Below are 13,574 nucleotides of genomic sequence, written 5' to 3' on the forward strand. Positions count from 1 at the left end.
CGGCATGCACGGCACTCAGCGAGGAGCTCGCTGAGCCTGCTGTTCCGCTCGGCGCGCTGCCGAATCGAGAGAATCCGGGCCTGCCCTGCGCAGCTGAATACAGGTGACGGTGAAGAAGTGTCCGAGCCATTCCATTCCCAGCCGCTCGGTTAGTCCGCGCTTGATACTGAAGCAGATGGAACGGCACAGATTCTGCACACCGAGCAGCACTAACAGGATTAAAGGCAGGGCAGATCCTTCCGCCCGCTGGCCGGGTTCAGCAGATACACCAGCGCAAAGACGGCGAGCGCACCGGTTGCAGTGATCGTTGTGGCTGCAACCGGTGACTGGAACTGCATGAGTCCTGAGATGGCGGATCAATCGCTCGCAGGCCGAGCCTCAGGCTTTATCGCAAGGCCGCCGATGATCTATCGGAAGTGCCGCGCACGCGCCATGATCGCTATAGGCGCTGGAATGATCCGGTCCAGGCTCCGGCTCACGCCAACCGGACCACATCGGGCGACTGACCCGCCGATGACAGGGCGCGCGAGATGTGCTCGAGCAATGCGCTCTCAAGGAAATCACTGTCCAGTCCTTCGCCTTCCTCGATCTGGCAGGTCGCAACGCAGGTACTCTCGCGCGCGATGGTGATGATCGCGGCCTGCCGGATCAGCCGGTAGAACGTGCTCGTGTCACGCGGCGCAATCGACTTGCGCGTATTGAAATAGTCGAGATCGATATCGAGTATGAACGGCTGGTCAAAAAGACCGGGCGCTGCGACCGAGGTCACGATCTCATCGATAAGCGCCAGTCGCTGATCGAGGCTGTCCGTCTCGATCGCCGAGTCCCTGTAGGCACGGTCCCGCTCATCTCCCTTGAGCGCTGAATCCAGCGCTGTCTTAGGCAGGATCACGATCCGGCTTTGCGGCAGCGAGTACGTAAATGGCGGAGGCGCAATCTCCCTCCTCGGGAGGAGAACCGTGATCTCTTCACCCTGGGGGGTGACGAAGGTCTTCTCCCGCTTCGCATCCAGCGCGATCTGCTCATTGCTTTGGATATGTCCGCCGTCCTGGTGGGCCGCGACGAACGCAAGATCGAGAATGCCCGCGCGGATGGCGGCATCGATATGCTCATCGTATCTCAGCTTGCTAATGGCGGTCGTGACGGCACACTCGTTGCGAAAGTCAAGCGCGGCCACGTGCTCATCGGCGATGTCGCGCCAGGGGCGATCTGGTTTTTGATTGTCGGTTGCGTAACCGAAGTACGCCGGCTTGGTATCGGTGTGATAGTCGAGCGTCAGCAGGCGCGGCGCTTGCACAAGATCGCGTCGCAGCCGCGCCCACCCGGTGAGCACGTGGTGATGAGACTCTGTGATGTACAGCGGTTTCGTATGGGTCATGCCGATTGGATACTCGATGTGCAGTTCGCCCCGATCAAAACGCGTCAGCCACAACTGCAGCAACATCTTCGTTGCTGGCCCGCAAGCGCAATGCCCGAGCTTGTCATGAGTCAGCTGCGGCTTGGATCGTGCACCGTCGACAGTGGTCAACCTGACGCCGGCAGCGGCGCATCTGCCATCAGCTGCCGATGCTGCTGTGCTTGTGCCTCTCTCAGTTCGTCGATTCTGGCCTTCTGCTCAGAGATGTACGCGACAACATCCCAGCCTCGCAGAGCCGAGTCCGGCGAGATGCTGTACGCTTCGCTGAGCCTGTTCTTCAGATCGTTCGCAGCGAGCCCCAATCTGGCGAACTCATATTACCTTTCGGTACCCACTTCATCGTAAGGTGGTCCGGTCACCCTCGCACAGTTCCAGATGGCTCGCCTTGCAGACTCTGCCTTGTTTGGAAGGCTCAGGATCTCATACATAAGCTTGCTATCAATCGACCGCCAGTCCACATCGTCTGGAAACGAAGGTGGATCAGGCAAAGGATCGTAGGTGTAGATTCCCGCTTCGTCCTCCTCTCCGTGGTCAGCCACAACATCAGCACATGCATCGATGAACTGATCGAGAATGCATACGACGCGAATGGCAAGGTACCTCGCATGCTTCCTGGACGCATACCAAGCCTTCACCGCCTCGATGATCGGGGTCAAGAACGCACCGACGACGACCCCTCCAAGACCAATCAGCGCCACCGATATCTGCTCAGACACGACTGCCTCGTTGTTATCTTATTGCCGCCCTCCCCAGCAGCTTCCGCCGCCGTGCTCGAGCAGTCCCTCTGCCACGGATCCTTCATTCCGAATGGCCGCGAGCATCCGTCCAAAGCGATCTGGATTCTCGGACGTAAGTCACGGATGAGCTTAACCCTTGGTCATACATACTTTCTCAGCGACTTAGCGAGCCCGCCACTGTTCAATGGCAGCTATCACTCGCTCACGAGGCACGAATTCCTGTTCCAGCCGCCCTCGCTCGCGTCCTTGCAGGTATCTGTAGAGCTCGATCTCAGCATCTGTCAATCCTTGTGACGGCTGCGCGCCGGCTGGACGGCGTTCAACGACTGCAAGCGTGACTTCCAGCGCGTCAAAAAGCTTCCGGTCCATGAGCAGCGCTTCCAGATGTGATTGCTGCTCGCGTGCCTTGGCCAGCATCACCAACCCCCACGTGTCGATGTCGCCCCAGTATCCGATGCGCTTGTTCGTAAGCCATGGAGCACCCAACCAGTTGAGGTTCAGCCCTGCTCCCAGCACGGCAACGGTGCCCGAGAGCGCCGGCAGCTGATGCAGGCAGCGATCGTTTTCAACAAGCAACACATGGGTGCCAGGAAGCGCTCTTGCGGTGAGTTCTCGTGCGCGAACGCGTTGCTGAGCAAAGGGCAGCAGATCGGGCTCAAGCGGCGCGACGAGCACCCAATGCTCCCCTTCATCCAAGGCATCTAAGAATACCTCAAGCCCAAGATCGCTCACTTGCCCCTCGAACCGGACATCGAGCAGATGGATGAGCAGGCTGCGGTTGCGTTCGAAGAACTTGCTGTCGCTCCCGCAGATCGACAAGGCACGAAGCGGTCTGCCCTCCGCACAGCTAGGAAACAAATGCATCGCGACTTGCATGGCTTTGATGATTTCTGCTTCGGGCGTATCCAGCAGCAGGTGTCGTCGTCGCACCAGCAACCGATGGAATGCCGAATCCGAAGCTGACACCAACCGACCCAGTCGTTCGTACTCCTGTTGAATGCCTGAATCCGCGCACGCGGCAATCCACTCCGAGGGCATGCGCAACTCCCATGTCACGGGCACCTCCACCGGATCGCTGCCGCTACGAAAAGAGACCGGCTCCCACCGCACGTGGCCGATGGAGACTGCGCGCCAGCGCTGCAAATGATTGCGCACCTCCTGCGTGTGGTGCGTGAACTGCGTCGGTGTGGGTTTGCCGATGGAGAGCGCCACCGGCCATGCATCGGGCGCGAGTAGGCGCTCCTCCCGGGTGTCGGCGACACCCCACTGCTTCGCCCAGCGGCGCGCGAGATCAGCTGGAGACTTCATGTCGGCCGGCGTTACGTTGTCTTGCGTGCTCCTCGAGCTCTTCCCAGCTGAGCGAGGTTATCGTAGCGCGCTGGCCCTTGCGATGAATGAGGATCGCCGAGCGCGTATGGGCGCGAAGCAATCTCAGCTCCTTGTTGGGCGTGACGAAGAGCGGATGCAGGCCAAATTCATGCAAGGCCGAAATGATGCGACCTGCCACCGCCTGCGAGCTCTTCGAGAACGCCTCATCCAGCACCACGGTACCGAAGAGCGGCTGATTTCCGCCTTCCGGGCAGAGCGCATAGCTCAATGAGGCGGTGAGGACGTAGCTTGCGATGATCTCCTTCTCCCCGCCGCTACCGCCCTGAGAGCCGGTGCGCACCTCGATCACGGCGCCGGTGGCCCGCTCGATCACTGCGACGGAGAACTGCAGGCGGTAACGAGGGTCCAGCAGCGCGCGGGCACCCAAGGTCTTTTTCCGCTCGCTCGCATCACGCAACAGGCTCACCATGTGCTTAAGCGCGCGAAAGTGACTTTCGCCCAGATCATTCTTCAGCGCAGCGGAACGAAGGTGGCGCTGGGCCTGCTGCAGGGTGCGTAGGCTTTCGTGGACGACACGCTGCGGATCCAGGCGTAGATAACAGCCGGGCTGAAAGTCCACTCGCCGCAACGTGCGGTTCAAATCCTCGATGCGCTCTTCGATCATCGAGACCTCATTCTCGATGTCGCTCAACAACTGAGTGACGCCCTGGCCGGAGGATTGATTCAGATAGTCGAGGAAGCGCTGCAGTTTCTGAGGCAGGGCCTCTTCAGTGAGCTGCCGAAGGCGCTCCAGATAGACGGGCACGTCCTGGATCTCGGCGCCGGCCTCCGACAGCGCGCCGGTATCCACCCGCTGAGCGCTCGCCATCTGTCGCACCAGCGCCTGGTCGCAGTCGCGCAGTTTGCCGCCCAGCGAGTCGATGGTCGCCTGCGTCCGCTTTGAGGCATCGAGCTCGAGATCGGGAAGACTGTCCAGCACATCCCCGGATGGTGCCGAAAAATGCTGGTCGGCGAGACGTCGTTGCGCGTCGGTGAGCCCGGCGCCGATCTTGCGGAACGCGCGCTCGCGGTTTTCATGCGTGAGCTTCCGGCGGTCCGCAAGCATCGCGTGTTCCACAGCGTTGTCACGCTCTTCCGTACGCCGTCGCTTGAGCTCGCTCTCCGCCTGCTCACAGTCGGCGCGGGCCCGTGCGAGGTCTGAATCGGGATGGCTCAACGCCTCGAGGCGCGCCTGGAAGGAGTCGAGCATGCGCTCGGCGCCGGGCAGATCGATGGCGCTGAATTCCAAGCCCAGCAGCGCCTCCAGAAGGCGCAGCGTGCCTTCGGTCTGCTCCGCCCTCGCCTGCGCAAGTTCGTATTGCCGCCGGCTGTGCTGCAACGTCGCTTCCACCTCTTTGATCTGCCGCTGAAGGCTGGCGAGGCGATCTTTGTTATCGAAGCCGGTCATCCAGTCCTGATCGAGCCGCCGCTTGTCTTGCTTCTCAAAGAGGCCTCGCTTGTCGGACATCATTCCCTGCTGGGTCATTCCGTGAGGCGTGTGGCGCAACGCCTCCTCTGAGGCTACGCAGTGCCGGTCGATCCCGGACAGCAGACGTTTCAAAGCTCTGTCGTACGCGTGACGCTTGAACTTGAGCTTCCGCGTGAATCCGTCAGCGAGAAACTCCGCCGCATGGGCGTCCGTCTCCACCTCGAGCAGACGGACATGAAGCCGGTTGTCGCGATGATTGATCCAGCTGAGCGCCCGCCCCATGACGTCGGCAGGCGCCATGACGCGCATCCGATGGCCGCCAATCGCGCGTTCAATGGCCCCGCGCCAGTGACTTTCGTCGGCTTTGACCTCGACCAGCTCGGCCACGAACGGCAGCGCCTCTTCTTGAAGACCCAAATGGGCAGCCAGATCGCTTCTGAATATCTGATACGGACCTGGGATGTTGGAGTCCGGCCGCGCCTGAATCTGCTGCAGTTCCTCGTTCAAGGCAGCGAGCGCCTGCTGATCGCGCTGCTGCACGACCCCGAGATTCCACGCTTCCTGCTTCTGATCGCGTAGTGCATCTTGTTGCTCGGCCTTTAGCCGCTGGGCGACTTCTTGATTGGCCGCGAGCGCATCGCTCGTCAAGGCGTCCGCAATCCCGAGCCGCCGCGTGAGCCGAACGTAGTCATCGGCGGCGCGCCTGCGCTCTTTCACAATGTCCTGTTGCTGATCGATCTGCTCGCGCAGCTGCTCGATGGTCGCCCCGCCGGATTGGAGATAGACCTCGCGCAATGCCTGCGCCTGCTTCTCAAGCGCATCGATCTGCGCCGCGATGGTCTCGCCCGCAAGGGTTCGCGCCTCGATCAGCGCATCGAGCTCGGCGAGCCGTTCCCCGCCGAGCCGGTAAGCAAGCTCGGCATACCACGTGGGCAGCAGTCTCTGCAGCTCGCGCTGCAGGCCCAACGCTTCGTGAAGACGCAGTCGTGCCTGCCAGCTCTCGGCGATCGGCAGCAGTGTCTGTTGCTGCTGTCGGGCGATCTCAAGCTCCCCGTGGATCGCCGCCAAGTCATCGAATTCCTTCGCAACTTCGCCCGCTCGCTCGAACCGGGACGCATCCTCCAGCACCAGTTCCCGGAAAACCTCATCGATGCTGTTGAGCTGCTTTAACCCCGCGGCTCGGTTGAGCAACGTGAATGCATTCTCTCCGACTTCGAAGAATCGCCGCACGTACGCGAGATGCTCCTGCTTGTTGGGCGTGACATGCAGCCCCGGCGTTTCGCGTCCCAGTTGCTTTAAAGCGCGCGCGCCGCCCGCGTGATGTGTCTCGAGCCAAAGATCAAGCGTCTGTTGCCCGTCTTCCGAATAGATCCACAGCCGTTTCAGATCGGCAGCTGCGAAGCTCGTGTCATCGAGCCAGAAGAGGGCAGCGATGACGAGCGATTTATCGCCGTTACTGAACGTGGCGGAAATGCCGGTGACCGTTTTTCCGGGCCTTGCGATGTGCTCGTTGTCCCCACTGTTATTGCCGGCGCCCGACACGCCGCGGATATAGGAAACGAGATCACGATCGCTCTCGTGTCCTCCGGTGGAGGCGAGGTTGTAGCGCGGATTGACCGTGATCAGGGTCATTAGCGCATCCACCAAAGTGGTCTTGCCGCTGCCCGTGGGCCCGATGATGGCCGTGCCCTCAAGTTCAATGGCGGCCGAATGCCGCCCGGCGAAGGCGCCCCAGTTGAACAGATCAATCTGCGTCAAGACAAAGGTGGATCGCGACAGCGATTCCGCCAAGACCGGCTGACTGATCGGCATGTCCATCAGCGCTCGCCCTCCTCTGTGGAGGGCGCCTGCGCCTGTCTTCCCCGTCCCGCCTCGTCGCGGAAGGCCCGCAGCAGATTCTGCAGGTTCTCAGGGTTCGCGACGTGCGCGATGATGGGACGGATGCGGATCCGGTCGTGCTCATCGACGTCCGAGACGATACCGTGAGCTTTGAGGTGCTCCAGCAGATTGCGCAGCCGCTTCTGCTCCTGGGCGTCGCTTCCAAGCTCACCCAGATACAGCTGCAGTTGCGGCAACAAATCGTCAATGGACACGACCGCTTCGCTTGAACCCACCCCCGCCTGCTGCTCGTGGGCGACAAACTGCTGACGAAGGATCGCGATCAGTAGCGACTGCTCCAGATTGAGCCGCTGCCGGCGCACCAGCGGGTGCAGCCATTCATCCTCATCGCGTTCAAACGCCTGATCCGCCACGACGAGGAAGGCGATCCCGCGGATCTCATCGACGCGCATAGACAGATCGAGCGGTTCGAGGATGGCGCCGATCGCCTCGCGTTGCGCCAAGAGATCGCGATAGAGATTGGGTTTGCGCTGCTCCTCCAGCAGCCCGTATTTCAGCAACTCGAGAACCCCGTCTTTGACCCGACGCGGGGTATAGCCGCCAGCCTGCCCCGAGGCGCGGCCCGCCTCTTCGCCGCTTGCGCTATCCAGGCTTTTCTTCTCTGTCTGCGCATCGCCCGAATCCGACGCCGCGGTTCCGGATCTTGCGGTCAACTGATCGAAGATGCTGGTCATGGGTCTCAGGGCTCCCATTCGAGGTCAGCAACGGCCGCCGCATCGAGCGCAATCTTCGGCACATCGAAGCACAGCCCCGCCCCATTGCTGCCCACCACGTCCACCCGCTCGCGCTCAGGCCCGATCGCCACGTTCGTCTCACGCGCAAGGCTCAGCCATAGCGCAATCGTTTCAAGATCATGCGTGGGCGGTAGGACCCGGGCCAAATCAGCGACGCTCAAGGCGACCGTGCTCTGTTTGATCACCGCGAGCGTCTGATCGAGCAACTGCTGCCGGTCGAGGCCATCGAAGGCCGACCAGAAGTCCTCTTCCATCTCGGTCAAGTCTGCACACTCGCGATTGAGCTTGAGATCCCGCTGTTCGTCGTGGTCGACGGCTTTGAACCGCAGGCGTTCGATCAGCGCAAGCGCGCCATTGGCGGGCGCGACGGGCGGCAGCGGGCTTGCGCGTCGTCGTAGCGCCTGGCTGCCCCAGTCCATCTCGAGCGCCGCTTGGAAGATTTCATTGAGCAGCGCCCCCACGCGGTGGTGTTCGGCGGCGAGGCCTGTCTTCAGAAAGCCTTTCACGTCCCGCTCGCTGCGCGCCCGAGCTTGTATGACCGCGGCTGACTCCTTGACCAGGCGCATGATGAGCCAGCGCAGTTCGATCTGCTGCTGAGGACTCAATGCGGACTGCGCCACGGGATGTTTGAGGATCGTGCGCAAGCGGAGCTTCATGTGCTCGAGCTCGATCGAGCGTCCGAGCTGTTGATGGAAGGCGTGGAACACGCGGCCTTCGGCGCTCTCCAGCAGGTTCTCATGTCCATCAAGGAGCTTATCGACGATTTCGCCCCGGTGATTTTGTTCGCTCACGATCGATTGGCGCAGCTCCCGGTCGGCCTGCCGCCAGGAGTCTTCGACTCGGCGGAAATCCGCCCGCAGACTGATGGCAAGGGCATACACCTCGCGGATGCGCTCGGCGGCCTCGGGGCCGTCCAGCACCTTGAATTCACCTCGCGCGACCGCCTCCAGTTCGTGCTCGAGCTCCGAAATCCGGCGCTTCAAATGCGCCGTGCGGCTTTTGGGGTCGGGATTGAGGTGGGTTTCTAAGCTCTCGATCTCACGCTGGACCACCGAGAGCCTTGATGCGGTCGAGGTCATGACCCGGCCACTGAGCGCGGTCACGAAGCGGAAGGCTTCCTCCAATGCATCGGTCGCATGGAGCCTGCCTTCGCGCTCGACGATAAGCGCAAGTTTGATCCAGCGGTGTAGCTCCTTGCGAGCCTGAGCGGCGTAGTCATCGCCTGAGATCTCAAAATCGCTATTGGCGGCATGCTGACCCAGCATATCGGCCAGGGACTTCAGAGCGTCCTCCACCGCGATGCCGTCTTGGGCTTGCTCGAACAGTGTTTGCAGACAACTCAGGATGAGCGGGCCACGCCGTGCAGCCAACAGCTGCCACGCCGGATGGTGGTATCGAGCGTTGATGTAGTTCTCGGTGCGCTCGCGAACGGCGGCATCCATAGCCTGATCCGGGTCGAAAAAAGGGGGCGCTTCCTGGTGTTGACCAGTTTTCTACGCAATCCCATCCCTGGCGTCTGCGACGCAGTCCGCTGAACGCGATCGCAGGTGACGCCGCCTGCGCGCAGGTTACCGGGGCAGGCGTCGTGCGGCAGTGCGGAAAAGACCGTTGAGGCATTCGGCGACGCGAATCCGGCGTGCAAATGAAAACAGGACGATATCGTGCAGTGGTCGCTCTCTGCTGGAGGTGCGTCAACGAGGAAGGCGGCGCGCTCCAGCACCGTGCGCCAGTCACGGGTCGTGCTGATATCGCGAGAGGAGTGCCAGCGCATCCGTCCGCGCGGAGATGTGCTTTGAAGGTCCATGCCAAGCGGACTCGATCCGGGCATGGGCGTTCGCCTATCAACGCGATCAGAACATCCGCCAGTTGCACCTGGCGGTGGAACGAAATGCGAAAGAGAGGACCACCCGGGATCCGCCGGGCGGTGTCCTACCGATCCGCGTCACACCCGCAGGTTGCATTCGTCGATGTTCCACCGAATCGTGCAGGCCGCAGCTGAAGAACCCATCACGGCCACGGTGATCGCCATACGGTCGCGTCGACATGAGATGCCTGCGCTCGACTGTCACAGGCGGAAGGCATTACCGGATCGAATGCAGAATCAGTTCACCGTCGACGCTTCTGTTTTTTGTTGTTGCGATACTCTCCGCATGCCAAACGCCTCAAGCCGCCTTCTCCATCTCACGCACGCGAGGCCAGTCGCCAAGAGGCAACACGACGGTGTCGGCCTTCCAGCCAGGCGGGATGGTTCGCCTGAGCGATATCGACCCGCATCTGCTTGATGACGGCGCTGACCCTTTGTCTAATCACCCCCACCTCCCGGGCCATCCACCTGCCGCCGTCCTTCCCACGAGCACTGGCGGGCATACGCAATGGTCGAGGGATCCATCCTGGAGAGCGCCGCTCCACGATTGAATTCCACTTGTGAGTAAGGTCGTGATTTGGCCAGTGCTCTCCCGATCGTGACATCAATGTCATTGGTTCCGGAAGACGCGCCATTTGCCCGCGCGCCTCGTACTTCGTGATGAACGTGGCGCACTCGCTGCACCGACGACAGGCACAGCGGTAATGATCATGCAAAGCGTGACGATTTCGCACAGGTCTGCCAAGGATCGCTTGTCACGGAATGCGCCTGCCTTTTTCGTATGTTGCGGGAAGGCCAACTACAAAGGACTTTCGCAAAGGATTCTGCGATGAATGCGTTGAAGGGACGGGCGTGTCTAGTAACATCTTTTCTGTCCGGCATCGACAGCGATCGTTGATCGATCACCAGCCTGCAAGGCTGCCGGCGTCGCCCGCACAAGGCATGATGGTGCAGCACAGGCACGGAGCAAATGATGTTGGTCTTGAACAGACGTATTGGCGAAGCGGTGATGATCGCCGACGACATCACGGTCACCGTGCTCGGAGTGAAGGGAACGCAGGTGCGACTCGGCCTCGCCGCCCCTTCAACGGTTCCCATTCATCGCGAGGAGATTTTCAAACGCATCCAACGCGAGCAGGCCTCGAGGCGATCGTCCTCGTCAGCCGCGACGGGTCGGAAAGATCTCACTGCTAAAATTACGAGGACGCCATGCAACAGAACGGTAGAACCGTGTCGTAGGCAGGTGCCTTGACCACCGCGTAGACGGCTGTTCAAGCATACAGTATGCTCAAAGGATCGAGGAGATCCTCGCGACGAGTCTGCAAAGAGAGCAGGAGCGGCAAGCCGCTCCCACTCACCGGCGCGCACCAGTGTTACCAGCACCGGTACACGCCTGACCACACACCCTGAACTAGAGGAATGTATGGCTAAGTGCAAGTTTACCGGGTTCGCGCCCGATGTGGCGCGGCCAGCGGCCACGCCCACGTGGGATCCCCTCGCCTGCTCTGGAGAGTTACCCCGGCGCGCCGCCGCGCGGTTAAACGGGGCCAATCCGGCCGAAATCCTCTGGCGCCACGCGCGCTAATCCCTCCCCACCATGCCGTGCGACGAGATGGCAGCCGCCGTCTCGTCCGCCTGGAGGCTTATGTGGGGCGAACAGCGGAAACCCCCTTTGTGCGTGCGGTGAAGCGTGCATTCGCCGACGCATTGCTCGCGGAGATACGTCGACATCGATTTGCGCGCGACGAGGCCGCCGCGTCCGGCAACGTCAGCCGCTCCTATCTGCAATATCTGCTCAAGGCAGAGCGACACGCGACGATCGGCACCCTGATCTCGCTCGCGGAGGGGCTCGGCATAGCGCCGGAGTATCTGATGGCGAAGACCATGGAACATCTGGGCCGCATCCGACCATTGATCGGTAGCGAGGGCACGCCGCCTGAGCGCTAGCGCGAGGTCACGAGATCCGTCACTGATCAGCGCACTCGAATCCCCCATTTTTCGTAGAAGGCACCCGCATGGGCATGCAGGCCCAGCCACTCCATACCGTGCAGCCATTGCCTCATGTTCTGCGGAATCCGATTCACAACGGCCACCGATTGAACCACCCGCAATCCAGAGAGTAGAGCGCCCATGTTGACCGCGCCATGGCCCATCGGCTGCTTCGCTGCTTCAGCCTCGACGTGGCGATCCTCTCGTTCGGCGCCCGACTGCAGCTGCGCGGGGAAATCGCGCAAGATTACGCGGTCGCTTCTCGATCGATCTCCAAGACCACGGAAGGCCCTTTCACGCATCGTAACGCTGTTGCCGTGAACAGCTTCCAGGAGCCTCGCTCGGCTGTTCCCGAACGTGCGGAATACACTGTACACACGCCCATCGTAAGCCTGATTCTTTGTTGCGCCGGACCCATGTGAGCCGCAGCGGACAGGGCCTCTCAGATACGCATCACTCTGTCTCTTCTTGACACCGCTTCGATCTCCAAAGGCAGGACGCGTGCGCATCCTCCATTCAAAACGCGACTGATCTGACACCCGATCGGAATCGTCGAAAAGACGTTTTCGATTCAATGACATCGACTTGATACCGCGCCAGCAAGTTTGCCTGAGAGAGCAAGATACGTTTGAATGAGCCGCACATGCCGTGTGATACGCGAGTTACGGCCCAGTAGGTACGACGACATGCCTCAGTCGTATTGTTATAGATCCAGGATACGCAGAGTCATCCTGCTTTTCCGACCTGCAGGAGTCGCCCTCACGGGCAAGGTTCCGAGGATGCGGATCCGGGCGATGTTCACGGGCCGGTCGCATGCAACGAAGCTCCCGGCGAATGATCACGTCTTCGGGTCATCCCCGACCGAACCAGAACTCGGGCGGTCTCGAGACAACGAGGTCACGCCTCCTCCTCGAACTCTCGCGGAGCTCGATCCCGAGTTGATCAGACATGGTTACGGCCCACATACCTGGCGATGGCGAATGTAGAAGCAATCGCGTATTCCGGCCGATCGTGAGGATGGCTCCAGCAGATCACGCTTCGACAGGTACGCCAGCGCCGCAATTCCGAAGTCATCGATGTACAGCAGATCCAGTTTCGCGAGTTGCTTAATATCGCGTCCCAATTGTGGTGCGCGAGTCGTGAGTTCTGGTTCGTTTGGACTCGTGCTCAGCTGACGACTGCCGACAGGCTGGCGGCTTGATTCTCACTCAGGCCCTGCAAGCCTTCAAGCTGCATGTAGCGTCGCTGCAGTGACCACTTATCGTTCTGCTCGACAAGAGCGCACCGACCAGTCGTGCGATCGATGCATCGTTAGGGAAGATGCCGACCACGTCAGTGCGCCGCTTGATCTCTGCATTCAGGGGGCGAAGATGCCGCAGGAACCCACTATGGGGACGAGCTTCAGTGGCCTGGGCTGCGCGCGATCCCCGTGGTCTTCCGACATAAATTGGAGGAGCCCTCCACCACAAGTTGACCCGCTTGTGGAATGGCAGGTTCAAACGCCCTCATCGGAATCAGATTCAAGCGGTAGCCACAAACGTCCACTCTGGTCCTCCCCCTAGGTCGAGAACAGCGCTACGAGAGTAGCTATCGACCCGACGATTGACAGGATCGAAGCAATGATTGTCAGCAGTTGCCCCAAATCTACCTTGAATTTTATCTTTCTTGACAGGCGCATGTTGTGACTACCCCTACGGCAAACGAAACCGTCTTTCGGTCCTTTGGGAGTCACCTGCCGGACAAGTCCTTTATAGGCAAGCTTTGGCGAGCTGACAAATTTGGCGTCACGGACGTCGGCTCGCCCGGGCGAACCATGACAAGTCTTTGAACGTTCTCGACCGATCCGCAATCAAGAATCGAGCGAACCGAAAGTCGCCCAAAACGCTGCGCAACCATCCGAGGACCGGCAGTCCCTCGCTATAGGCAGCCACCCCTCGACCACACATGCTACTCACTTGCGGAGAAGCAACAGCCTCTGTAGCGCTCCTCCAGCGCTGATCAGCGCACCCGTGAAGCGGTCAAGGATTTCTTGGACACACGGTTGCAGGTAATTCGTTTCTCTCAGGCGGCCAGTTTGGTGCTGGCGGCCAAGTACTCCCGTCGGACCTGCGCCGGTGACCTGTGCTGATGCCGTTCG

At 60.9% G+C, this 13,574-nt stretch carries 10 protein-coding genes and 1 pseudogene; 2 read left to right on the forward strand and 9 right to left on the reverse strand.

Annotation, left to right across the window (positions count from 1 at the left end; genetic code table 11):
* Window positions 1–475: 475 nt before the first annotated feature.
* From JM946_RS13920 to JM946_RS13945, 6 genes are all read right to left on the reverse strand, one after another.
* On the reverse strand, window positions 476–1,444 hold the full coding sequence (locus JM946_RS13920) for a peptide arginase family protein (RefSeq protein WP_203167853.1): 969 nt from the start codon (window positions 1,442–1,444) through the stop codon (window positions 476–478).
* Window positions 1,445–1,734: 290 nt separating this feature from the next.
* Window positions 1,735–2,133 (reverse strand): hypothetical protein, encoded by a 399-nt coding sequence (locus JM946_RS13925; protein ID WP_203167854.1) that lies wholly within the window; start codon window positions 2,131–2,133, stop codon window positions 1,735–1,737.
* Between the two features lie 183 nt (window positions 2,134–2,316).
* Complete coding sequence (locus tag JM946_RS13930; RefSeq protein ID WP_203167855.1) at window positions 2,317–3,462, reverse strand: Wadjet anti-phage system protein JetD domain-containing protein; 1,146 nt, start codon at window positions 3,460–3,462, stop codon at window positions 2,317–2,319.
* Window positions 3,446–6,769: an ATP-binding protein gene (locus JM946_RS13935; protein ID WP_203167856.1), complete on the reverse strand. Its 3,324-nt coding sequence runs from the start codon at window positions 6,767–6,769 to the stop codon at window positions 3,446–3,448. The genes JM946_RS13930 and JM946_RS13935 overlap by 17 nt, the downstream gene beginning before the upstream one ends.
* Window positions 6,769–7,524, reverse strand: a complete 756-nt coding sequence (locus JM946_RS13940; RefSeq protein ID WP_203167857.1) for a DUF4194 domain-containing protein — start codon at window positions 7,522–7,524, stop codon at window positions 6,769–6,771. The genes JM946_RS13935 and JM946_RS13940 overlap by 1 nt, the downstream gene beginning before the upstream one ends.
* A 5-nt stretch (window positions 7,525–7,529) precedes the next feature.
* Window positions 7,530–9,026, reverse strand: a complete 1,497-nt coding sequence (locus tag JM946_RS13945; protein ID WP_203167858.1) for a DUF3375 domain-containing protein — start codon at window positions 9,024–9,026, stop codon at window positions 7,530–7,532.
* 1,395 nt (window positions 9,027–10,421) lie between these two features.
* On the opposite strand from JM946_RS13945, the gene csrA reads away from it, so the two are divergent.
* Both csrA and JM946_RS13955 read left to right on the forward strand, forming a co-directional pair.
* Window positions 10,422–10,700, forward strand: coding sequence for a carbon storage regulator CsrA (csrA, locus tag JM946_RS31655; protein WP_203167859.1), 279 nt, complete (start codon window positions 10,422–10,424; stop codon window positions 10,698–10,700).
* A 350-nt stretch (window positions 10,701–11,050) separates the two neighbouring features.
* A complete protein-coding gene (locus JM946_RS13955; protein ID WP_218042808.1) occupies window positions 11,051–11,395 on the forward strand; it encodes a helix-turn-helix domain-containing protein in 345 nt (114 codons plus the stop codon).
* 26 nt (window positions 11,396–11,421) lie between these two features.
* On the opposite strand, the gene JM946_RS13960 is transcribed toward JM946_RS13955, so the two are convergent.
* The 3 genes and pseudogenes from JM946_RS13960 to JM946_RS30010 form a co-directional block, all read right to left on the reverse strand.
* Complete coding sequence (locus JM946_RS13960; protein ID WP_203167861.1) at window positions 11,422–11,682, reverse strand: hypothetical protein; 261 nt, start codon at window positions 11,680–11,682, stop codon at window positions 11,422–11,424.
* A 922-nt stretch (window positions 11,683–12,604) separates the two neighbouring features.
* Window positions 12,605–12,807, reverse strand: a pseudogene (locus JM946_RS13965) (transposase); the annotation flags it as partial.
* A 581-nt stretch (window positions 12,808–13,388) separates the two neighbouring features.
* Window positions 13,389–13,574: hypothetical protein (locus tag JM946_RS30010; RefSeq protein WP_218042809.1), on the reverse strand; the 186-nt coding region annotated here is incomplete at its 5' end.

The sequence above is a fragment of the Steroidobacter gossypii genome (assembly GCF_016801985.1).
Taxonomy (GTDB): Bacteria; Pseudomonadota; Gammaproteobacteria; order Steroidobacterales; family Steroidobacteraceae; genus Steroidobacter; species Steroidobacter gossypii.